This window comes from Candidatus Halobonum tyrrellensis G22, assembly GCF_000495475.1.
Lineage (GTDB): Archaea > Halobacteriota > Halobacteria > Halobacteriales > Haloferacaceae > Halobonum > Halobonum tyrrellense.
Genome location: NZ_ASGZ01000070.1, coordinates 105068 through 126680, shown reverse-complemented (window position 1 = coordinate 126680; position 21613 = coordinate 105068). Strand labels below are relative to the sequence as shown.

Below are 21613 nucleotides of genomic sequence, written 5' to 3'. Positions count from 1 at the left end.
GAGAAGTTCACCTACGTGATCTCTTCTCCGTCGTTAGCGCGGATCTCGCGTCCGCGGCGGGCAAGCCGTTCGAGGATGCGCGTTCGTTGTTGGTGGGCGTTTTCGTAACCGACGCACGCGTGTAGAGTCTCCATGTCGTGGATCGTCTCGATGCCCGCCGTGAGAAGCCGACTGTTCGCGGGTTCGAGCCGCTGTTCAGGTGTGAGACTGTTCGACTCGACTGATCGATCTGAATCGCTCATAGACTGTCGCCTCCGCTCGCATGAGGCGACGACAAACAGCACCGGAGCCTACTCGTCTGACTCTGGGTCGGGTTGGATCTGCCGGGCATCCGCCGCGAGGTCGCGGATGTACCCCCGAAGTTCGTCCATGTCTTCACGGGCGTCTTCGAGCGTCGACCCTTTCGCTTTCGCGATCACTTCGTCCTGATCACGAGTTCCGGTTCCGCGCTTGAGTTTGACCGTGAGCGAGACGCCGACATCGGTCCGTTCGACGTACTCGATACGCTCTTGATTGGTGTCGTCCGTTCGGTTCGACTGGTCAGCCGCTGCGCCTTGATCGGTCATATCGGATACGAGGACGACGCGAATCGCCCTCGCACTCGTCAGAGGGCAGATAAACAGCTCTTGGAGCGAGCCCGCGCTGTGACACTCCACATTTCACGAGTCCGCTGCCCTCCCAGCGGGCCGCTGGACAGTGCTCGTTAACCAACACTGGCGAGGGGTTGTCCCAGTGTTTGTTGGTTAAGACTCTTGGTTGAGTTCGCTCCGGCGACGGATCTGCGCTGGGTTCGGAACCCACGGGTGAGCGTTCCAGCAGTGAATCGCGTGCTCGTTCGTCGTCTCGAACGACCCGTCACAGGAACCACACTTGACGGTCACCTCGGGAAAACGGTCAGCGACGAACTTCGCCGTCACCGTCGTCTGTGTGGGAGCAGTACATGCACTCGCTGGGTGTAGTCGTACCCGATTCACCGGCCGTTGTTGGAGGGCTGTCTAGGCGACCATCTGTGGCTTGGCGTCGGGGAGGTACACCCAGTGAACAAACTCGTCGAACTCTCCGCGTGCGCCGCCTCGACTATGGACGCCACGAGGTACCTCTTAGCTCTGAGATAGAGGACGTGCGTCGCACCTTCCGGCCCTGCGGAAAGAGCACGCAGACGCCCTCTCCCCGGAGACGCGGGGGCACGAGAGGAGAGAATTTGACACCAGTATACCGGAAAAACGGTATTCAGCGGCCTTAGAAGCTGTATACCGGGTTGAGGAGATAGTTGATTTGAGCACAACTGCACTTATGTGTGAGCGCGGCCCCCGTTCCTTTCGTCGGGGGTCCACCCTCGACACTATGCAGGTAGCGAGCCTGACCGTGGAGGCCACCGCCGTCTTAGCCGGGGCATGGCTCTGTGTGCGGGCCGATCCGCTCCTGGGCCTGCTGTGGCTCGGCGTCGGTGTCTACCTCCACAAAACGACCACCGGCGGACGCGAGTAACTTTGGAAAGGGACTCTCGCGTCCGCCCGTTCCGCCTTTCTTTGTTGGACCATTCCCATGTCCTCAGGTAATCGATGGGTAGTCTTCTGGTCCACCTCAGAATAGTCGCTCCCGACACTTAGCATTTTACCCATGAACAGAACGGCTATATTCTCAAGACACGACGTCTCTTGCGGCCGCTCGCGGTATATTAACCAACGAACGGGCCGGGAAGACGGGAGAGGCGTTGGTTAACGCCGAGGGCGTAGTTAGAACTGCTCGACGCTGGCGCGTGCCCGGCGCTGGACCTCCGGCGAGTATTCACCGCGGTAGTGTTCGAGGAACGTCTCCAGGTCCTCCCAGCCACCCCACTCAGGCGCTTCCCCTTGAGCTTGGGCTACGGGCCGAGAACTCCCGGGAGACGGGTTGGGAGCCACTGTGTGTCGCTCAGAGGCTAACCCGGCTAGACACCTCCTCAATTCCCATTCGGTCGGCGTAGGCGCGAGCACGTTCCTCAACGTTGACGTCGTACTCAGCGAGTATTTTCCGGAGGCTTTTGTAAGAATCGTAGCCCCCGCCGTGGTACATACTCTTAGCTTCGTTCTCTCCCCGATATTCCTCGGCTATGTCGAGCTGTTCCTGTTCGCCTATCCAGATGAGCCAGCAAATGTGCTCAAACTCCTCGTCGGACAGCATGAGTGTCTATAACAAGAGCGTCAGATGCTTAACCGCTTTGCCAAGGGGTCACAACCATTCGACGCTATCACGCGCCTCTCATTGTACCTCCGCCAGAGAGTAGGCGCCACGGTAGTGCTCGAAGAGCGTTTCCAGTCCTCCCACCCGCCCCACTGACAGACGAGCAGCGGGTCAACCTCCTCGGCTCCGGCGAGCAACGTCGCCCATGTCCGCCGGAAGTTGTGCGTCGAGAGGTCCCGCCAGCTGTCGTCGCCCTACTCTTCGGCCGCTTGAGCGGCGACTTCCGAACCCACCGACGAAGCGTCCGCGTACTCGCGTCGACGAGCGGGGAGCTGGACGGCTCTGCCCGGACGTTGTCGACGGTCTGGATAGTGGTCTTCAACTCCGGCGGGACGGGGGTCTCGCGGTACTTCCCGCCCTTCCCGTCGGGGACGCGGAGCATCGTCCCGGCGGGACCGTCCGCGAGGTCGCCGGGCGTCGTCTGGACGATCTCGGCGCTCCGGAGCCCGCACCGGAGGCCGAGCGAGAGTGCGATCCGGTGGGTGGTGTCCTCGACGAGCGCGAGGTAGTCGTCGGCCTCGTCGGCGGCGAGCCACACCTTCATCCCGTCGTGCTCGTCGTGCGGAGTTCGGTACATTAGGATCCCTCTTCGCTTTCGACGCTCTCGGCTATCTTGTCGATTAGATAAGCGACCGTACTTGCGATGCCGATGATGAGTGCTGCTACCAGAGTTGGATGCTCGGCACCGAACGCACCGGTTACTCCCAACGCCAGGAGGATAACGGCGGTGCTCAAGAGGATGTCACCGACTCGATGGGGCTGAGATACTACTATTCGACCTTCTCCAGTTGTCGTGTCCGACTTGCCGGCTTCCCGGCCAGAATCGGACGAGATTTCACCCCAATGGTGGGATGTCGGTGGGTTGGAGGGGTCAGATCTGTCCGGCTTTGGGCTCGAGTCGGACACCTCCTACGTCGGCCCTCATGCATCGTCGTTCTCCTTTTCGGCCGCCTCTTCCCGCTGTCGCTCTTTTATCTCTTCTATTTCTTCTGGCGACAACTCCTGATGCAACCGATGGAGCCACAATTGGCTCTCCTCGGAGAATGTGAAGTTTCCTTCTCGATCGTCCTCCTCCGGCGCGTCGGCGTCGATTCTCATCGCATATTTCACCTCACCGAGAAACTCTATCCCAGCCGACGACCCTGCCTCCGGCGTGTAGCCGTGGAGACGGACCACCGGCGCGCTCTGTCCGGACGGCTGGTACCGAACTACCGCGTACGGGACGGCGCCGCGGTCGAGGTCTCGGTACCAGAACGCGATGTTCCCCGCAGCGGGTTCGTCACGGGTGAGTTCCGTCGCTCTCGCGCCCGTAGCCGCCTCGGCGCGAACCGTCCGCTCCTCGCCGTCGGGCGTCTCGTACTCGAACGTTAACCGGTCGCCCTCGCGGACGTCGACGAACAGCTCGGCAATCTCCTCGGCGCCGTCCGCTTCAGTTGTGTCTTGAGTCATGGGTTGCTTTCCTGCCCCCGCGCCGTATGGGGGAGAGGTCTCGCGCCTGACTTGAACGGGCCGGCCGGCGTGACCCGGGATGACCGCGCCACGCAGCGCTACTCCTCGGGATCAGCCTCCGTGAGTCGCTCCGGTGGAACGCCGAACGCCTCGGCGAGTTCGCCGTACAGGATTCGATCCACCGTCCCTTCCACGGGTCGGCGCCGTTGACGAGCGGCACGACTCGCGTCTTAATCTATTTTTATTGACTCTTCTAGATCGTGTGCATCCACTTTCAGAATGATATATCTGCTAATGATTTAGTTTCGTTTCGGGTCTCTACTGCACTGCACCGGACTTTGAGTACGACGATAGCGAGAGGGTTACGTCTGTAAATCGAACGATATATTATCGGGGAGGTGCCAAACAAACTCATCATGAGTATGGAAATAGACGCGTCAGAAAGTACGGTTCAAAATGCTTTTTCAGATAAGAGCACATATACTGTCCCAGATTACCAGCGGCCCTATTCTTGGAAAAAGGAACAGTGGATAGACTTCTGGACAGATCTTAATTCTATTGGCGAAAATGATACTCATTTCCTCGGATCGATTGTGCTGATAAAGAATGAAACCGGATTTAGTAGATTAAATAAACTTGAAGTCGTGGATGGTCAACAGCGACTTACGACTATCTCACTCCTTCTATGCGCTATGCGATCAAGATATAAGGAAACTGGAGATGCAAACGGTATTGGAGAACTGATTGATACAGAGTATCTCTATGAGAGAGATGATAGAAATGAAAAGCATTCTAAATTATCCCTTAGTCAGTATGATGGACAGGACTATGAGAATATCCTTGAAGGGCGAGAGAATGCAATTGATAACGATTCAAGATTGCTTGCGGGATTAGAATTTTTCGAAGATAAGTTATCTGATTGTGGGACTAAAGAGTTAGACGAGCTTAGAAGAAAGCTTTCAAACCAAATGACGATTGTAGTCGTACAATGCAATGACGCAGGTTCTGCGTTCCGCCTTTTTGAGACACTAAACAACCGCGGAATGGAGTTGTCAGCAGTCGATCTTATGAAAAATGCTCTCCTTCAGACAGCAACCGAGAAATATGGAGGAAGCACCAGCTCAGAGTATATAAACATCCGAGAACAATGGGAATATCTGTTAGAAAATGTAGTCCACGAGCTTAACCATCCAAATAGGTTTTTCCGTCATTTTATAATGTCTAGAGCAAAGCCAGATGTCCCCAGTAATGTTTCTTCAAGAAAACTATACGACACTTTCAGTAGCATAATAAGATCTGATCTAGAGAAAGAAGGTATAGAGATTTACGAATATATAGATGAAATGGTGGATGTATCTGACGTATATATGGGGATAATAAATAGCTCAATTGACATTTACGGCGGAAAACAATCAAAGAAGGTCAATTCTCGTATTCGAAACTTAAATGACATTCAGTCCTCTCATTCCCGGACTCTTATTCTCCGCTCCATTGAAGAGTTCGATGACTCTACAGAACTATTAGATGTTTTAAAGCTCTTAGAATCCTTTATGACCCGGTGGCGAGTTGGCGACCTCACTACTGGTGCTTCTCTCGACCGGATCTTTTCTGATCTATGCTCAACAGCATTCGAAGAGGCGGAACCTGTTGAGAAGATCAGAGACCGGCTTAAAGACGAGGCTCCTACGGATGATGAATTTAGAGCTAAGTTCTCAAGTTCAGCTTTCAAGCAGAATTCGATGACTAGATATATATTGGATACTATTGAAAGAGAACATTATTCAACAGGTGGTGGGAAGACGTATGATCGAGCGTCAGTCGATATAGAGCATATTGCCCCCCAGTCTGCTCTTTCTGCTGACAAATATGAGACCTGGAAATCTGTTCTGAATATTAGCAAGGCTGAATATGAAAACCAATACCGAAATAGAATTGGCAATCTCACTTTACTAGAAGAAAGCCTAAACGAAAAGGCAAGTGCAAACCCATTCCAGCAGAAACGTGATCAGTACAAACTATCCGATTTCCAAATGACTGCTAATGTTCGATCGAACTATACCAAGTGGAATACAGATACTATTGAGACTCGATCAGAAGAATTAGCTGATATAGCGGTAGATATTTGGGATTTCTCTTAGTTAGGTCACATGCTCTCGATCGTTTCTATTACTTTTTCCTCTCCGATCGGCTTCTCCCGCTGATTGTCAGCTGCTTCATCCAGCACGCGGCTACAGATGCTCAGGATCTGTCTGATGTTTCCCTGCGACCGCTGGAGAACTGTCTGCAAACCAGATTCTGTGAACGGATCGATCCCATCTGCGTTCCCGCTCTCTCTCGCGAGTTCGAGGTAATCCTCGACAAGTCGCTGTATCTTCTCCTCTGTAAGGGGTTGGAGAGCGACTTCCTGTCCGATCCGCTCGGAGAACGCATGATATTCGCTCATGATTCCCTGCCATACCTCCGGTGCACACGCGAATAGGATACATAGGCCGCGACTATTCTGGTCCATTAGGTGGCGGACGCTGTTGAGGGTCGCTTGTTCGTCTTTGGGTGATAGCTGAGCGATCCGCTCGAACTCGTCGACGAACATAAACACGCCAGTATACCCCAACTCCAGAAGCATATTTTTTAGTGCCGTGAATGCCCGAACGGCGCTGGTGTCATCGTCAATTGCGCTGTGGATCTCCATTTCCTTTCGCTGCTCGTAGCGAAGGCCCTCCGCGGTGAGCCACTGCCACGCGTAGAGTTTGGTATCTTCGTAAACGAGATGAACGATCGCTCGCGCGAAGTCCGCGAACTTCGTCACGTCGCTCAGCCGTTGGATCGCAGCAGGAACCAGATCAGACAAGAGTACCTCTCCTTCGTCAATGAGAGACTCCATTGAGCTCGCACTCATCGGATTCTTCTCCAGTTCAGACCGAGTGATTTCGGCGAGGAACTCGTAGCTCAGAGTCTGGAATCGGTCGAATCCGACGTCGTAAATGAACTCGTGATACATATCGATGAAACCGTTACCAGGCTGAGCCACATACCCAACGAGCACATCGTCTCGGTCTCGAACGAGTGACCGTGTGTATTTGAGAGTGTGAGACTTTCCGTTGCCATACTTCCCTGTAACGACGAGATGCTTCGATTTCCCAGTACTGAGGACTGATGAGACTGTATCGCTGATGCGGTTTGTGACTTGTTCCTGCCCGCAGTACACGCGTGGGGCGTCGTTTGGAACGGGACTGTACGGGAACGGATTCTCTGAGAGGCCAAACTCCTCGTAATCGCGCTGCTCGTCGCTGATGGTGAAGTTGTTACTCATGGTCGTAGGTCAGGTTGCGGTCGTGGATGGTGAGGTAGTAGTACTGTTTACCGTACTGTTCGACTCCTTGCATTACCTTGTCTGTCGACTGTGAGGTGGAGACGAGTTCATCACCGTCAGCAAGGGCGATCTCCTTGATCCCGTAGCTCGCCTCTTTTGCGCTCGTATCCATTGGTGCACCGGAGAGTTCGAGTCTTCCTACGTTCTGTTGAGCGAGTGTTTCTAGTGCTCGGTCGAACGTTTCTCGAGAAATCTGCTGGTGGGCACAGAACGTCTCCCTCACCTCGGGGATCGACAGATAGCGTTGACGCATTCCAGCGCCAGTGGTCTCCTCCAAGTCGTCGAGTGTGCCGAGGAGTATTTCGGCGAAGTCCGCTAACTGCTTATTCTCAGTCGGATAGTAGTATTCGCCGGTGAACGCATTGCGTTGGACTGTCTCCAACCGCTCAGCCCAATCACCGAGTACTTCGACACTCGCTTGGTTGTACGTATAGGATGAGGGTTCTGCGTTCCTCTCTAATGCGTCAAGAACTGTTTCAAGACGTGCAGGTCCTATCTCTCTCACAACGTCCAAGAACATCGCGTAATGAGGACTCCCGGATTCAAGGATAGAGTTGACCTGTGACCAGTTCTGGGCAGTCGTTGCGTCAACGAACGAACTCCCTGTACCTGTAGTGGTGTATGCATCGTCTGATCCGTCCAGGAGACCAATTCGAAGTGCTTCAAGGAGGACTGAACGAGCTCTACGGTGACTCACATCCAATCGTTCCTCAATATCAGTGGTCGAATAGGCCTCTGACTGACAAACATACGCTGTTTCAACCAATCGCGCGAGAGTAATCGGCCGAACTGTGGCCCTATCGTCGCTCATGCGAGCCTCCGGACTTGCTGTTTCGCAAGTCGATACGCTCGCTTGGTTTCACGGTTTGCCTGGAATCGCAGGTCGAGGTACGCCTCCAACTCTACGTCGGCGGCAGCCATGTAGCGAAAGCGCCGCAATTCGAGCGCAAGCGCCCACATGTTATGCCGAGTTAAGAGGTCACGGTCATTCCGTATCGCTTCGAACGACCGCCTACTGCAAACAGGACATGCACAGGGGAGATGTGAGAGCTCGTCGATATTCTTGAGGGGTTCACCACCGAATCCGGGAATCAGGTAATTTCGTTTCCCCGCACTTTTGATAAATGACGACGAGTCGAAACTATCAACACCTAAATACAGAAGGAGTGGCTGATAGTTCAGTCCTCCCAATCCATAGACGTGGAGGTGTTTGTCCGTCGCTCTACGGGCAGCAAGTATTATCTTTGTTACTTTTTCATATGCAGTCCGGATTGGAACGAGACTCCCAACAGCGTATCCGTCGAAGTCCCCTTTCCGTTCGAGATGCCGGATGGTGTTCCGAACCGTCTCGGGATCGTATCCGTGTACACTTGCGATGAGGGCCTCATCGCCATCGTGGCGATCACTTGCCTCTAAAGCGTACTCGATACTCTTACCGATCCGACGCTGATTTTCCGCCTGTCTATTGTCGCGAGAGAGAGGGATATCGACTGTCCCAAAGATGTCGGCGTCGATTTGCCGTTGGGTCTCAAGAGTTTCCTCTGGGGTAGTGTCAACCGTATTCTGCTGAAACCCGAAACCCCCGCTATCGGCGAATATGATTGTTTCGGGTGACACATCCATCTCTTCTCGGAGCGATGCCCCCTCAAGCAATCGTTGCCATTGTGGGTCCCGTCTTCTGATGGCCCGTCCGTTGACCATCGCTGTAGACAGGTCTGGAATACTCTCGGTATACTCCGGTGTATTGTCACTCGAACGCGTCCCGATATTGCTTACCGGGAATAGGACGGGGGTTTGTAGGGTCCCGTGTGGCGTTTCGAGCGATCGTTGTCTGAACAACATCCCGACGTGCTCCGGTTAGCTGGGCTCGCATCTAAAGCTTCGCTTCAGCAAAGCTAACTGGTCACATCAAAACCAGAGCCCCTATAATTGAAGAGTTAGAGGAACGGAGTAATGGTTTCCGAGGCCGTGCGCGAACTCGTCGGACGAAGGCGCACCCTCGAGATACTCGAACTATTAGAGACGGCTGGAGAGTTGAACTACTCAGCGATCGAACAACGAGTTGACTCTTCAAGCGATACAGTCGCAGACTCTCTTGACCTTCTTCGTGAACACAGTCTTGTCGACCGGTATGAGCATCATTCGCGAGATGTCCGCTATGAGATCACTAAGCGAGGAAGAGAGTGTCTCCGTATAATTGGGCTGCTAGAACAACTTCTCTCCCAGGATTCCTAACTAGAAGTTCCCGATCCCCGCTTGCATCGGCTCCTCCTCGATGTGCCGACACAACTTGTCGATCAATTCTGTATCTACCGCTTCTACTTCAGAGAGATATTTGGCGAAGTTCTCTAAATAGAGCCCCTTCAGCCCGATAACGATCGTTCCGTGACGCTTAGCATCCTCAAGCCGAGCGGGCACGGAGACAATATTCTCGAACTGATCGTCGGCCAGTTCTCGATTAAAGACAACCCCTATCTGGTTTGGCTTTAGTTCCTGTACGAGCTCGTCGATGTCAATACTCGCGTAGTACTTCTTTCCAAGTGCGAAAAAGACAATATCGGGGTTCGACTTTCGTAACAACCTCTCGAGATCCGGTTTGATATTGAGGCGACTGGACCGTTGACGGACCTTGTTCATCCGCATCCCGCTAAATGTCATCTCGTATGGAGGGATCTTCTCCGACTCGCCAACCAAACCAAACCCTGCGCTGATGAAATGACGCTCCACAGAGTGGCCATCTGCTCGAAGCGTTCGTACCGCTTGGGAAATCGCCTCTTGTTGACGGCCTGTATAGAGATCTGCCGCTTCGACTCCCCTCGCGTTATCTTGGTCAAGCAGTTCTTCCTTGGTGTACGCGTTCAGTTCGTCTTCTTCGAAGACGGTAGTCCCCTCAGGAGTGTATTTTGAGCCGGAGCATTGGTCGATGATGAGTATATCGAGTCCGTCCTCCGTTTCGAAGGTTGGTGAGTGAGGAAGGAAATCCGCCCCGATGGAATAATTCTCGCCAAACCCTTGCAGAGCTGAAGTGCGGAGCTCCTCAGGCTGTGTGAACGTAGTTGTCTCACACCTGCTGAGTTCATTGATAACCTGATCATCAACGCCGTCTGCTGGGTCGTATAGATAGAACTGCTGATAGCGAGAGAGATACTGGCTGAGGGTCTCCGCCATCTCTCCCGGAGCAAAGGAGATCGATTCCGGTGTATCTGATGCCCACTCGTAAACTCCGTTCGCATCAAAAACTCCTACCTCGGTAACTGGGAGGTCGTGAACCGCATTCCAGAACTCAGGGGCTTCGTGTTTGAGATATGCTTCTACAGAATCGTAGTCCTTGAACGAGACCGATCCGCGCATAGCCACTAGTGTCTTCGGGAGGGCCTCATCGAATTCGTCGTAGAACTTACGCGTATTGTGGAATCCACGCCGACGGTTTCGGTCATTCCCCCGGAAGATGCACACCTCCACTCCATGCGTATCACAGATTGGACACTCGCATCGTTCCCAGGGTCGTATTTTGACCGTCTTCTGATACGCGTCAAGGAGGTCTTCGTCGCCGCTCCAGATCGCATAATCCTGGAGCATGAACCAAAACTGCTGATAGCGGTCCATTCCGTTCTTTTTCTTCGCTTCGCATTCTAGAATCGCTTCCATCTGGGGGAACCGTGTGAATTCTTCGGCGGCGGTTCCAAGGAGATCTGTGTAGTGGTCGAACGGAAGAGGCTCGGCAGTACTGTCCTCTCTGAGGTTCCTGACGAGTTCGCCTCGAAGCTCTTTGCTGAAATAGGCCCGCAGCTTTCGTGCGTATTCGAAGTCCTCTCGAAACGCGTCTTCGACGTCACGCAGCGTACTCTCGTTGAACTTCTCATCGTGCCGGTGCTCTTGGAGATACTCTACTGTTGCGGGGAGGATCTTGTTTGCAGTCGCTTCCCACTCTCGGAGGGCAGCTGGAATCGATTCGCGTGCGTCGTACGCCCGAAGCGCTTCGAGAAGTTCTCGACCTCGAAGGGCCGTCTCTACGGCATCAGAAAGATCTGCACCGGTTTTCGGATAGCGGACCCGGATCGCGTCATACCGCTCATCCGCACTCAGTCGATAATTGCCGTCACCAGTCCATGCCGAACGCAGCATGCTCGCACTATCGAAACTCGCTACGCCTGACCGTCCGATTGTTTCAAACGCATCTGATTTCGCGAACCCGAATACGTGTGGATCAACGCGAGTCCCATGGCGTCGCTCGAACCTCCCTATCGTCTTTCCGATCTCCTTGACGATCTTCCGTACCTCATGGATCGGACTGCCGGCAACTCCTCCAATGCCAACGTAGTCATAGCCAAGTTGCAGAACGCGCTCAGTCGCATTGACGTATGATTCGGCTGTCCACCCCTGAACAGCCACCATGAGTCGGAATGGATAGTCGCTGTCTTCGTACAGGGCGTACATCTCCTTCGCGTTCCGAAGCGTCAAATCATAGCGGAATTGCTTGTCGTCTTGACGGTAGACCGCCCGTGGGTCGTCAGTAAGACGCTCAAGGATCTGATCTACATTTCCCTCGAAATCATCGGCCTGGAGGGATTGGACGTATGGCTCAGCGTTGGTTTGGAGGTCCACGCGTGAGTCCGTTCCAATTGTAATCTCTGCATCACCCTCTGCGTGAAACGTTACTATGGAATCCCCTTCGAGAGACACCTCTGTTGTCACACCAGGATCAAGCGTTGTCGTCTGACTCTTGGGGGACTGGAGCTGAACAGGCGTGTCTGCAGTGAGAGCAAGCGTCGCTGGAGAGTCCGTACCGACCTCCAACTCCGCTGTTTTCTTACCTCCAACCTCTATCCCAACCTCGTATCCCGGAGAGAGGGTGATGCAGGAATCGGACTCCGGCTCAAGCCGAACCGATGCATCTGTATCCGAAACGAATTCGATGACCTCGTCAGGGTCGAGTGTTACCGTTGTAACCGAACCAGGGGAGATATCGATCGACTCGGCTGATTCCCTGTCTACATGGACTTGGTCACCAGTATGAATTCGGAATTGAACCTGTCGCTCATAGTCTATTCTTAGCTCGACAGGTCGCTCCTCCTGGAGCTCAATTTTCGTCGTCGTGTTCGGCCTGACCGTGCGGAGTTCGTCGTCTACCTGAAGGTCGATCGCCTTGCCGACAACCGTCCAGAGGGAAGGCTCGTGCTCAGCAGTGTAAGCAGGCCATCGGTCTTTCCACTCGTCGTCCATCACCTCCACTGATTCGGTGATCTTGTCGGGAATGTCAGAGCGCTGGAAGTCGTTGTGGAAGGCTCGCTTGTCGAGGTACAGCCGACCTTTGTCCTTCCCCGAGCCTAAGACAAGATGGTCGATCGTGACCCCCACGGAGACGTCAAGTTGCTCGTAGAAGTCGAGCATCTCGGCGTTGCCATACGGCGGAAACGGGAGCGACTTGTAGCCCCACGCGCCACAGTCACTGATAGTAGGAAGCCATTCGGGAATCGACAAAACTGGGTCATCGTAGACCCCATGCTCTAACAGACGCTCCCGTTTTCGGCGTGTCTCCTCTACCTTCTCACGTGAAATGAGGACACCATCGATGGGGGTCGTCTCGCGATCGAAGATATCCCAGACGTAATCTAATTCGCGTTTCTTACGACTAAGGGTAGAGAGTTCGTCATGCTCGAAGTCGTAATGGGCGTCAACTGCGTCATCCCATTCCGGAACGTAGAACCTCACAGAGTATCCCTGATTGTTTTATTGAGGTGGGGTATATCAATCTCTCTTTCTCACCTCGATACCACCCTACGAATACCGGGATACTCTATCGATAATATTTTGTGAGTACCTGAAGAACCCAGCGGCGTGCCTCTTGGACAACAGCCCACGAGCGCTCTCCACGACTCTGGAGAGCGAACTTTGGAGGTGGGGAAAGACCGACCTATTCGCATCAGTTCTGGTCATCGGATCCTCCACCATGATGGCAAGTGTAGCAGGCCACACGGACACAACTACGAGATTACGGTGAAGGTGACGGGTACGCTCACCGAGGAAGGGTGGATCGTGGACAAGGGAGATATTACCTCAGTCATATCTGAATGGGACCACCGATTCTTGCTCGAAAAAGGCGATCCGCTCATCGATGCGTTTGAGCAATCGGGAGACGCGGACGCGCTTGTTATTCTTGACCACCCTCCAACGGCTGAAGTGATGGGCGTTCTCTTGGAGGAACGATTTTTGGAGGAACTACCGGACTCTGTCTCTCAGGTCTCAGTTCAAGTAAGCGAGACTTCCGAGCTCTGTGCTGGGGCAACGTACTGAGATGCCAGTCAATAGCCGTACCGACTCTGACGGGGCGACTGAGGGAGAGACGCTACCGATCAACGAGTTGTTCTACTCGTTGCAGGGGGAAGGGAAGCTAGCTGGCGTGCCAAGTGTCTTCGTTCGCACCAGTGGGTGCAATCTCCGGTGCTGGTTCTGTGATTCGTACCATACCTCTTGGGAGCCCACGCATGCTCAGATGACACTCGACGAGATTGTCGAGGAGATTCAAGTGCACGAGAAGGCCGACCACGTCGTACTCACGGGTGGGGAGCCACTCATCCATACTGAGTCAGCTACGCTATTAGAGCGGTTGAACGAATTGGGGTATCACACGACAGTCGAGACGAATGGCACAATCCAGCCCGGTGCTCCGATCGATCTCGCGAGTATCAGCCCGAAACTCTCCTCTAGTACACCGACGCCGGAGAGGGATCCGAAGGGTGAGGGAGAGTGGGAAGATCGACACGAAGAGAGCCGTATCGATATGGATGCCTTGTCCGGCTTGGTCGATAGATACGAGTCTCAGCTCAAATTCGTGGTTACCGGGCCGGATGATCTCGTCGAGATAGAACAGATCCTTGACCGAGTCCGACAGGCAACCGAGACGAACATCACGGACTCGGATGTGTTATTGATGCCGGAGGGTACTACGCGAGACGAACTTGATGAACGACGTAATGCTGTCGCTGAGTTAGCGATGGAGCACGGCTATCGATACACCCCCCGGCTACACGTTGATCTCTGGAACGACGCACCCGGTACATAACATGACAAGTAATCACTCTCAGTTTTCGAAACGGACGGACACAGCCGAAGAGAAGATCGATTGGGAACAAGCACAGCAGGGTGCTCGACTCCTACTTGAGGCAGTAGGCGAAGATCCAGACCGTGACGAACTCATTGATACGTGGCAACGGCGGGTTCCTGAAACGTTCGCGACACTGACTGAAGGTGATCGCGAGCCGGCGAAGCCGACTATACGGACGTTCGATGCTGACTCGGATGGGCTTGTGGTGAAGACGGATATTCCGGTGTATTCGCTTTGTGAGCACCATCTGCTACCATTCTTCGGGACCGTCAATCTTGCATATCGACCTGACGAGTCTGTCGTTGGACTCTCTAAGCTCACGCGGTACGTTCGCTGGCAGTCCCGGTCTCTGACGATGCAAGAACGGCTTACAAACGATATCGCATCGGGTTTGGCTGACGAACTCGATGCACCGGCAGTACTCGTCGAAATGAACGCAACGCACCTCTGTGAAGCGATGCGCGGCATCGAAACGGAAAGCACGACCACTACTAGAGCTACCATTGGGGAGTTGACCGAGCCAGAACGAGAGCAATTCCGAGCCGCTGTCACCCGAACGGAGGGGAGGCTATGACTGATCAACGTGCAGTCGTCCTCGCATCCGGTGGGATGGACAGTGCGACGGCAGCAGCAGTTGCCGAGGATTCGGGGTACGAGCTCTATCTGCTCCACACCTCGTATGGCCAGCGTACGGAATCGAAGGAATACGACTGTGCACAGCGGCAGGCTGACTACTTTGATGCCGCCGATTTCCTCCATCTCACTACTGACCATCTCTCGCAGATCGGCTCATCAAGCCTCACGGATGATGAGATGGAGGTAGCGGATGCAGACTTGGATAGTGATGAAGTCCCGAGTTCGTATGTCCCCTTCCGGAACTCGAACCTCCTCTCAATGGCTACCTCATACGCCGAAGCAAACGACTGTGGTGCTGTGTTCATCGGCGCTCACTCAGAGGACTTCTCTGGATATCCTGATTGTCGACCCGCCTTCTTCGAGGCGTTTCAGACGGTCGTTGACGTCGGCACGAAGGACGAGACGGAGATTTCGATTGAAGCACCGTTTGTCGAGTGGTCAAAGACGGATATCGCCGAGCGTGGTCTTGAGCTGAATGTTCCCTACGAACATACGTGGAGTTGCTATCGAGAAAGTGAACCCGCTTGTGGAACCTGTGATGCGTGCGCTTTCCGTCTAAAGGCGTTCCAGAGTCTCGATGAGACAGATCCTATCGAGTACGCCGAACGGCCGGATTATACCTAATCTCCTGTCTCGGTGAGTTTCCGAAGCGGGGCAAGTTGCGCTTAACAGTCGATTGATCGAATGCGATGGTGGGGCCGATCCTGCCAACGTACGTCCTGAGGATCTTAAACTGCTCGCTAAGTAGCCTCAGTACATTGGTTGAAACCTCATAGAAACGTCGATAAACCGAGGTCACCGTGGAGAGAAATACCGCTCTGTTTGCCGTGCCCGACCTCAATTCGCTAGGGTTGATTCTATAGGGATTTCGCTCCACTGAGTGTCTGAAGGAGTCTTACGATCCGTCTTGATCACCCGTGAATTCTGCTTCGCCTTTCACCCGACCAGCAGTCCCATTCATCGCGTAGATGAGAGTCTCTGCGACCGCAAATGCCTCCTCCTCTGAAAGCTGTGAGATGGGGCTGGTTACGAACTCTTCGCCGTCAGAGTTCACGCCGGTTATGGGAACGACTGAATAGTCGCCTTCTCCCATGGTACCGTCCAACCGGACGAGAATCGTTGGATCATCGTCGTAGACCCATTCGACGTAGTACTGATCGTGTATCTCCTCGTTCCATCCGGATGGATAGTAATCGATGTGCTCTGTCTGACTCTCGGGCATTTGCTCTGTAGAAACCATGTCTTGATAGTCTTAATAAAGATTCGTACCTACTCGGTCACTCATCGACTAGCCAGCCTAGTGCGGCGTCATCACCGGTAAGGGTCTGCTGATCATCATCCGTCTCAACAAACAGAGCGGATTGGTTGCTTTCCGAGGACTGCTTTACCTGTGGTCTATCGTCGACGCCGAACTCACTCGCTGAAGGTCGGTCAATCCGAGAGTCGCGCTCCCGATGGTCAACGTCAGCACCGAAATCCTCCAAGGAGGTTTCGACACTAGATTCGGTGACTTCGAGCTGGCCATCGTCGCCGAACGCTGTCTGCTGGTGAACCTCGATCTCTGGGTGTTCGCTCATGGATTCGAGCCTCCACCCATCGAGGCTCGACAAACAGCCCACGGCGGCCCCCCCGTCCTGTGAGCGGATCTCTCGTCCCCGACGGGCAACCGTTTGAGGATATCCCTTCACCGTTGACTAACATTTTCGTAGCCGACGCACGCGTGCAGTAGTCTAGAACCCCAAATACTCTTTTAGGTATTCTATATTTTCGAGGAGAAGAGGTTGACCACTATCTTCCTCAATGAACTTGCCAGCTGGGAGGTGAACAACTAAGCTCTTTAGTTCTTCTTCCCAACCAATCGTATTGTCTGGAAGATAATAGATAATCCACGGCGAGTTATTTGGCTTTGGGATTATCTCGTACTTCCCTCCGGTCTGCTTACCGCCTCGTCCCTGAATCTTGAGTGCATCTTCACCGTATCGAGTGATCTTATCTGTCACTACGTACTTAGTTGTCTCATGTACATGGGTTTCCGACTCCCACTCTACGTTAATTGACCATTCGGACGAAACCGGGAGCGCTGAAATTACCTCACACAGGCCCTCATAGGCAGCCTCTTTCGAATTTTGCTGTCGGAGACAATATGATGTGTTTCCTACCATAGGATTGTATTCTCCATTCTGGTATATAAATATATCTAGGAGGTAACTTTCGGGACGATTACTCAGGGGATGATAGTATAGCCACCTGTGTGATGGTGCCACTATCGGCTTCCACCAATCCAGAAGAGGGCTCCCCTCCGATCGACATCGCCGACCGATCTAACTACAGGGTATACGAACGGGGTCGATCAGGCAAGCGCTTATGTCATTTGACCTGAAAGTGAACAAAATGGTGACAGAGGGGACACGGCCATCCGTCTCGCTCACTCCGAGCGGTATCGGCCAGTACATCAACTACTCTGGTTGTTCGCGCTTTTTCCGACTGAAATATTTCGACCAGGCGATTGTGGACAAACGGAATTGGCACGACCGAAATACTCATAGTGGACTCTTCGCCGAGATCGGCCTCTCATTTGAGGATACCCAGTTAGAAGTCCTTGCCAGTCGTGCTTCAACAGTCGCCGGCGATAAGGACAAAGACAGCGATCCGGTTACATTCGACGAAACATGGCCGCCGACAGTTACACTCCCTGACGGAGGCGAAAGTGAAACACCAGGTGACCGATGGAAGCAGTCGGTGCGGACTCAGTTTGAGCGGCTTGTTGAGGAAGCAGCAGCGCTCGGACCCGATGATGACCTGATAGCCCTCTTCCAATTGCCAATCACGGGGCAGATCGGTGTTTGGGATATAACCGGCATAGCTGATCTCATTACTCTAGAACCGATCGACGGAGGAGTCCGGTCGCGTGTTCTAGAAGTGAAGACTGCTTGGAAAGACAAAACAGCCCATCAGATACAGGCGACAATATACAGCCTCCTCATCGATGAGGTTGTCACCGACCTCGGATTTGAGCACGAACCCCAAGCAGCGGTTATTAATCGAGAAGCAGATCTTCAAACGACGGCGCTCGACGAAGTCGATTACATTGACCGGGAGTCACGAACTGCGGAGGTCAAGCGTTTACTCAAACGGGAAGGTGAACTTCATGACCTCGCTCAGCAATCCTTTGAGGAGGTCGGCTATCGACTAGAACGGAAGTGCGACGGCTGTCCATACAATGGTGTCTGTTTCACGAAGGCAATTGAGTCGGGAGATCCCGCACTACTGAACCTGACACAGGGCGATCAGCAACGGCTCAACGCCCAAGGGATCGACCGCATTCACGAACTCAGCGAACTGTACGAGGCTGACCCAGATACACGTCCTATCGATTACGATGGGCTACGCGTTGAGAACGAACGGCTCGTTCGAGCACTTGAGACGGAGGGAACGCTTGGTGATCGACTAGAGGATATCGTGCAACGAGCTCAGATGTTGCAGGAGGCACTCGATCCGGCGTACGACCGATTCGATGATGTGCAGTTCCTGAAGGGGAGTGGAAATGGTTCATTGCCGGACGACGATCCGCATCCTGCGTTGGACGTGCCCTACGAACGGGGGTCGCTTCTCCGGGTTTACCTCTACGTGCAGGAGGACCATGTGCGGGACAGATTGGCATTGCTGGCCGGTCGTATCAATGGAAACAAGATCGAACCGCGCGAGGTAGTTGAGCTGTCACAGCGTCTAGAAACTGGCCAGACAGCGAGTCGAGAGGAGGAAAGCGAGTTATTAGAGCGGTTCTTCGAGACGCTATTCGAATCCCTCCATACTGCGGCCCACGAAGCAGGATACGATGATGAGGCACGAGTGCACCTCTACTTCTACTCTCAACATGAGCGAGATGCGCTTATGGAGTCGGTTCAACGACAACCTAGTACGTTTGGATCTCCGGCCGTCCGCGATCTACTCGGATTGCGGGAGGGGATCGATCAACGGATGGTCTCGATCGTCCACGACGACATCACCAAACGACTGGCGCTTCGGTATCCTGGGACAGGTCTAGTCCAAACCGTCGAACAACTCAGCGCATACGCTGGTGATGAGAAGCACGACAAATGGAACTGGACCAATGACGACTGGGTCGTTGAGCGAGGTGATGGACAACTTGATCTTCGAACGGTATTCCGAACCGGACTATTCGAACGATGGCGGCCATATGTCTCCGAGGATGATTCGATTCGTCTCCTACTTGGCGGCGAAGGCGAGAGTCCAGACGGCTGGTATCCGCTTCACAACCGATACGGGAACCAGATCCCATTAGAGTATATCTGGGGGGCGCAAGGCAAACTCGACGAGCTCTTAGAAGATGCATCCGAGCAGGATGCGAATACTCTCTCGACGTATCGGTTCCGGGATGGACCAAGAAGTGAACGAATCCAGCAAGCGGATGTAACGGCACTTGCGTTGAAACTGTGTGAGGCGTTAGAGCATACTGAGCGGGGTATCGGCTACAAAAACTTCCAAATGAGCAAGCGGCCGATTTCGATCCCGAATCTCCCGGCGTTCGGATTACCGGACACGAATTTGGGCGAGGCTTGTCAGGAGTACCTTGACCTCGAATATGCTACCCATCGGCAAGAATGTCTTGACCACTACTTAGACCCGCCACGTCAGCGGGTGCAATCAGGCGACTCAACGATATTCCGGGTGACGAACGTTAGCGACATCGGTCAGTGGGATTACCAAGTTGAGGGTCAACTGATGTACGGTGATCTCTTCGAGGATCCTGACCACGTACTCGATAGCTGCCGGATCAAAGGCAATGAGGGAAGCGGATCCGGGAGTTGGCGTGTAATGACGAAGCTCCAACGCAGTGCAAACGGTGGGCTCGAACACGTAGATGTGTCCTCACCAGAACACATCGAGCATTCGGCGAAGGCCACCGTACAGACGTTCGATCGGGAACACCATCAAATCGTCATTACTGCCTCGAAAATTGGTGGATACGGTCATGAACGCTTCATAGAATGGCACTGCGATGCGGAGATAAACCCAGCCGATGCCGGTGAGTACGACACACTCATTGAAGAGGGTGATCTCTTCATCCTTGATCCGTACGCCGACAGCTACCCGAGCCAGCGTGCGTATGCAGCCTTAGAACACACTGATTCAAACGCCCTTTATCAGCAATTGGATGCTGCATTTACCGATAAACGGTCAGAGCAATTTGAACAGCAACTCTATGCACCCGATACGATAGACGCGTTTCTCGATCGTTACGAGGATGCGACAGGTCAAGCCCCACTCGGCCGGCAGAAGCAATTCGTCCGTGAGATAGACCATACGGTATCGGTCCTCCAGGGACCACCCGGAACGGGAAAGACAAGCTACACGCTTGCACCCGCTGTACTTGCTCGTCTCTGGGCCGCCGAACAAGATGACCGACGGCTTGTCACAGTCGTAACCGCGCCGTCACACACGGCGGTTGACGAAGCACTCGAAGACGTCGCGAATCGATGGACGGCATTCCACGATGCGACGGGAGATCTCGATGAAACAGCGTTCGTGCGTGTGCTCTCTGGAGACCGAGACGAACTCGCACTTCCCAACGTAGAATACCGGAGTTATTACGACGACGATGATCTCGACCGCGTCTCTGAGCTGCTGACTCCTCACGTCTCCGAAAGTGCGAGTGGTGATCGCAAGCACGTAGTGCTCTTCACGACGACTACATCACTTCGGGGAGTCGTCGATAAGACTGCTGGCCCGGTGTTTGGCGCTGACAGTGCTGAGGATCTGATGGAAGCCGGTGAATCGTTTATCGATCTACTAGCCATCGATGAAGCGAGCATGCTCAATCTTCCACAGACACTCCTCGCGAGCGCGTATCTCCGCGACGGAGCTCAGACGCTGTTAATTGGAGATCACAGGCAGATGGAACCTGTTCAGCAACACAACTGGGATGGAGAAGATCGCCGTACGATCCAAGAGAATGCCCCATTTATGTCTGTACTGGACTTCGTGCGTTTCCTCCGAGGTGACCTTGACGAAGTCGAATACGCCATTCCGGCTTCACCGAACGTGGACGATGCTATCCCAATCACTCGGCTGGATAAGACGTATCGGCTACACAAACTAGTCGCAGATCTTCTCACTGACCTCGTGTATACTGATGACGGCATCCGACTGCGGTCCGAACAGGAGGATATCCTCGCGTCTACTGATCCTGTTACCGATGGTGTTGACGCAGCGATGGCGCCTGAGTGCCCTGTCACGCTTATCATCCACGATGAAGCCGAGAGCCAGGATGCAAATCGGACTGAGGTGGCACTGATTCAGGCAATGCTAGAAGCACTCAATGAGACGGCGGGAGACATTGGAGTAGTTACGCCGCACAACGCACAGAAAGGACGGCTCCGTGAATCGATTGGTGATAGGGTAACTGCTGATACTGTGGAGCGTTTTCAAGGCGGTGAACGCGACGTAATGTTTGTCTCCGCGACTGCAAGTGACCCTGACTACGTCCGTGGGGAGTCTGAGTTTCTCCTGAATCCGAACCGACTCAATGTCGCCATGTCGCGGATGAAGAAGAAACTCGTGATCATCGCTAGCGAATCGGTATTCCGGGTAACACCAGCAGATGCTGACGAATTCGATCAGACGCTGATCTGGAAGCGACTATACAACGCACTCGGAATTACTGATGATGACACTAAAACGCTTCACTGGCGGGGGCCACTCCAAGAGTTCTGTCTTGATACTGCAGTCCTCCCAGCGGGAAGCAAAACGACGTCGCTGTCAATATACACACTCTCTGCAGGACAACCTTAGCAGTCTATCCACACCCT

General features: G+C 53.7%; 19 protein-coding genes. 7 read left to right on the top strand and 12 right to left on the bottom strand.

Annotation, left to right across the window (positions count from 1 at the left end):
- Window positions 1-11: 11 nt before the first annotated feature.
- From K933_RS17675 to K933_RS17155, 5 genes are all read right to left on the bottom strand, one after another.
- Complete coding sequence (locus K933_RS17675; RefSeq protein ID WP_080509327.1) at window positions 12-242, bottom strand: hypothetical protein; 231 nt, start codon at window positions 240-242, stop codon at window positions 12-14.
- A gap of 48 nt (window positions 243-290) precedes the next feature.
- Window positions 291-566 (bottom strand): DUF7389 domain-containing protein, encoded by a 276-nt coding sequence (locus K933_RS17170; RefSeq protein ID WP_023396031.1) that lies wholly within the window; start codon window positions 564-566, stop codon window positions 291-293.
- A 1348-nt stretch (window positions 567-1914) separates the two neighbouring features.
- On the bottom strand, window positions 1915-2163 hold the full coding sequence (locus K933_RS17165; protein ID WP_023396030.1) for a hypothetical protein: 249 nt from the start codon (window positions 2161-2163) through the stop codon (window positions 1915-1917).
- A gap of 67 nt (window positions 2164-2230) precedes the next feature.
- The gene (locus tag K933_RS17670; RefSeq protein ID WP_023396029.1) at window positions 2231-2800 is read right to left on the bottom strand and encodes a phage integrase; all 570 of its coding nucleotides are present in this window, start codon (window positions 2798-2800) and stop codon (window positions 2231-2233) included.
- A gap of 344 nt (window positions 2801-3144) precedes the next feature.
- Entirely contained in the window at window positions 3145-3672 is a 528-nt protein-coding gene (locus K933_RS17155) for a hypothetical protein (RefSeq protein ID WP_023396028.1), read from the bottom strand.
- A 398-nt stretch (window positions 3673-4070) separates the two neighbouring features.
- Between K933_RS17155 and K933_RS17665 the strand changes: the two genes are divergently transcribed.
- Complete coding sequence (locus K933_RS17665) at window positions 4071-5810, top strand: DUF262 domain-containing protein (protein WP_235063469.1); 1740 nt, start codon at window positions 4071-4073, stop codon at window positions 5808-5810.
- 5 nt (window positions 5811-5815) lie between these two features.
- Here the strand turns inward: K933_RS17665 and K933_RS17150 are convergent, their stop codons facing one another.
- The 3 genes from K933_RS17150 to K933_RS17660 are packed head-to-tail and all read right to left on the bottom strand — an operon-like array spanning window position 5816 to window position 8884.
- The gene (locus K933_RS17150; protein WP_049948017.1) at window positions 5816-6982 is read right to left on the bottom strand and encodes a BREX system ATP-binding domain-containing protein; all 1167 of its coding nucleotides are present in this window, start codon (window positions 6980-6982) and stop codon (window positions 5816-5818) included.
- Complete coding sequence (locus K933_RS17145; protein ID WP_049948016.1) at window positions 6975-7853, bottom strand: hypothetical protein; 879 nt, start codon at window positions 7851-7853, stop codon at window positions 6975-6977. The genes K933_RS17150 and K933_RS17145 overlap by 8 nt, the downstream gene beginning before the upstream one ends.
- Window positions 7850-8884 carry a tRNA-guanine transglycosylase gene (locus tag K933_RS17660; protein WP_080509326.1) on the bottom strand — a complete coding sequence of 345 codons (1035 nt, stop codon included), beginning with the start codon at window positions 8882-8884 and terminating at the stop codon, window positions 7850-7852. Before K933_RS17660 ends, K933_RS17145 begins: the two co-directional genes overlap by 4 nt.
- Window positions 8885-8995: 111 nt before the next feature.
- Between K933_RS17660 and K933_RS19520 the strand changes: the two genes are divergently transcribed.
- Window positions 8996-9277: a winged helix-turn-helix transcriptional regulator gene (locus K933_RS19520; protein ID WP_152529874.1), complete on the top strand. Its 282-nt coding sequence runs from the start codon at window positions 8996-8998 to the stop codon at window positions 9275-9277.
- Here K933_RS19520 and K933_RS19140 read toward each other — a convergent pair whose 3' ends face one another.
- A complete protein-coding gene (locus K933_RS19140) occupies window positions 9278-12754 on the bottom strand; it encodes a queuine tRNA-ribosyltransferase tRNA-guanine transglycosylase (protein ID WP_235063468.1) in 3477 nt (1158 codons plus the stop codon). It abuts the gene before it with no gap.
- A gap of 126 nt (window positions 12755-12880) precedes the next feature.
- On the opposite strand from K933_RS19140, the gene K933_RS17655 reads away from it, so the two are divergent.
- The 4 genes from K933_RS17655 to queC are packed head-to-tail and all read left to right on the top strand — an operon-like array spanning window position 12881 to window position 15407.
- Window positions 12881-13336 (top strand): 6-pyruvoyl trahydropterin synthase family protein, encoded by a 456-nt coding sequence (locus K933_RS17655; RefSeq protein ID WP_023396023.1) that lies wholly within the window; start codon window positions 12881-12883, stop codon window positions 13334-13336.
- A gap of 1 nt (window position 13337) precedes the next feature.
- The gene (locus K933_RS17130) at window positions 13338-14105 is read left to right on the top strand and encodes a 7-carboxy-7-deazaguanine synthase QueE (protein ID WP_023396022.1); all 768 of its coding nucleotides are present in this window, start codon (window positions 13338-13340) and stop codon (window positions 14103-14105) included.
- Between the two features lies 1 nt (window position 14106).
- On the top strand, window positions 14107-14721 hold the full coding sequence (gene folE, locus K933_RS17650) for a GTP cyclohydrolase I (protein ID WP_023396021.1): 615 nt from the start codon (window positions 14107-14109) through the stop codon (window positions 14719-14721).
- The gene (gene queC, locus K933_RS17645) at window positions 14718-15407 is read left to right on the top strand and encodes a 7-cyano-7-deazaguanine synthase QueC (RefSeq protein ID WP_023396020.1); all 690 of its coding nucleotides are present in this window, start codon (window positions 14718-14720) and stop codon (window positions 15405-15407) included. The genes folE and queC overlap by 4 nt, the downstream gene beginning before the upstream one ends.
- 271 nt (window positions 15408-15678) lie before the next feature.
- Here queC and K933_RS17125 read toward each other — a convergent pair whose 3' ends face one another.
- The 3 genes from K933_RS17125 to K933_RS18160 form a co-directional block, all read right to left on the bottom strand.
- Complete coding sequence (locus K933_RS17125) at window positions 15679-16005, bottom strand: hypothetical protein (protein ID WP_049948014.1); 327 nt, start codon at window positions 16003-16005, stop codon at window positions 15679-15681.
- Window positions 16006-16060: 55 nt separating this feature from the next.
- Window positions 16061-16360, bottom strand: a complete 300-nt coding sequence (locus tag K933_RS17120) for a hypothetical protein (protein ID WP_049948013.1) — start codon at window positions 16358-16360, stop codon at window positions 16061-16063.
- Between the two features lie 153 nt (window positions 16361-16513).
- Complete coding sequence (locus K933_RS18160) at window positions 16514-16945, bottom strand: hypothetical protein (protein ID WP_152529873.1); 432 nt, start codon at window positions 16943-16945, stop codon at window positions 16514-16516.
- A gap of 229 nt (window positions 16946-17174) precedes the next feature.
- Between K933_RS18160 and K933_RS18155 the strand changes: the two genes are divergently transcribed.
- Window positions 17175-21596 (top strand): bifunctional RecB family nuclease/DEAD/DEAH box helicase, encoded by a 4422-nt coding sequence (locus K933_RS18155; RefSeq protein ID WP_161631433.1) that lies wholly within the window; start codon window positions 17175-17177, stop codon window positions 21594-21596.
- Window positions 21597-21613: the final 17 nt, after the last annotated feature.

Excerpts from the sequence above, each read along its gene's own strand:
- K933_RS17125 (WP_049948014.1), bottom strand. The coding sequence starts at position 16,005 with ATGCCCGAGAGTCAGACAGAGCACATCGATTACTATCCATCCGGATGG.
- K933_RS18155 (WP_161631433.1), top strand. The coding sequence starts at position 17,175 with ATGGTGACAGAGGGGACACGGCCATCCGTCTCGCTCACTCCGAGCGGT.
- K933_RS17120 (WP_049948013.1), bottom strand. The coding sequence starts at position 16,360 with ATGAGCGAACACCCAGAGATCGAGGTTCACCAGCAGACAGCGTTCGGC.
- K933_RS19520 (WP_152529874.1), top strand. The coding sequence starts at position 8,996 with ATGGTTTCCGAGGCCGTGCGCGAACTCGTCGGACGAAGGCGCACCCTC.
- K933_RS17170 (WP_023396031.1), bottom strand. The coding sequence starts at position 566 with ATGACCGATCAAGGCGCAGCGGCTGACCAGTCGAACCGAACGGACGAC.
- queC (WP_023396020.1), top strand. The coding sequence starts at position 14,718 with ATGACTGATCAACGTGCAGTCGTCCTCGCATCCGGTGGGATGGACAGT.
- folE (WP_023396021.1), top strand. The coding sequence starts at position 14,107 with ATGACAAGTAATCACTCTCAGTTTTCGAAACGGACGGACACAGCCGAA.
- K933_RS17130 (WP_023396022.1), top strand. The coding sequence starts at position 13,338 with ATGCCAGTCAATAGCCGTACCGACTCTGACGGGGCGACTGAGGGAGAG.
- K933_RS17145 (WP_049948016.1), bottom strand. The coding sequence starts at position 7,853 with ATGAGCGACGATAGGGCCACAGTTCGGCCGATTACTCTCGCGCGATTG.
- K933_RS17670 (WP_023396029.1), bottom strand. The coding sequence starts at position 2,800 with ATGTACCGAACTCCGCACGACGAGCACGACGGGATGAAGGTGTGGCTC.
- K933_RS17165 (WP_023396030.1), bottom strand. The coding sequence starts at position 2,163 with ATGCTGTCCGACGAGGAGTTTGAGCACATTTGCTGGCTCATCTGGATA.
- K933_RS18160 (WP_152529873.1), bottom strand. The coding sequence starts at position 16,945 with ATGGTAGGAAACACATCATATTGTCTCCGACAGCAAAATTCGAAAGAG.
- K933_RS17675 (WP_080509327.1), bottom strand. The coding sequence starts at position 242 with ATGAGCGATTCAGATCGATCAGTCGAGTCGAACAGTCTCACACCTGAA.
- K933_RS17155 (WP_023396028.1), bottom strand. The coding sequence starts at position 3,672 with ATGACTCAAGACACAACTGAAGCGGACGGCGCCGAGGAGATTGCCGAG.
- K933_RS17660 (WP_080509326.1), bottom strand. The coding sequence starts at position 8,884 with ATGTTGTTCAGACAACGATCGCTCGAAACGCCACACGGGACCCTACAA.
- K933_RS17150 (WP_049948017.1), bottom strand. The coding sequence starts at position 6,982 with ATGAGTAACAACTTCACCATCAGCGACGAGCAGCGCGATTACGAGGAG.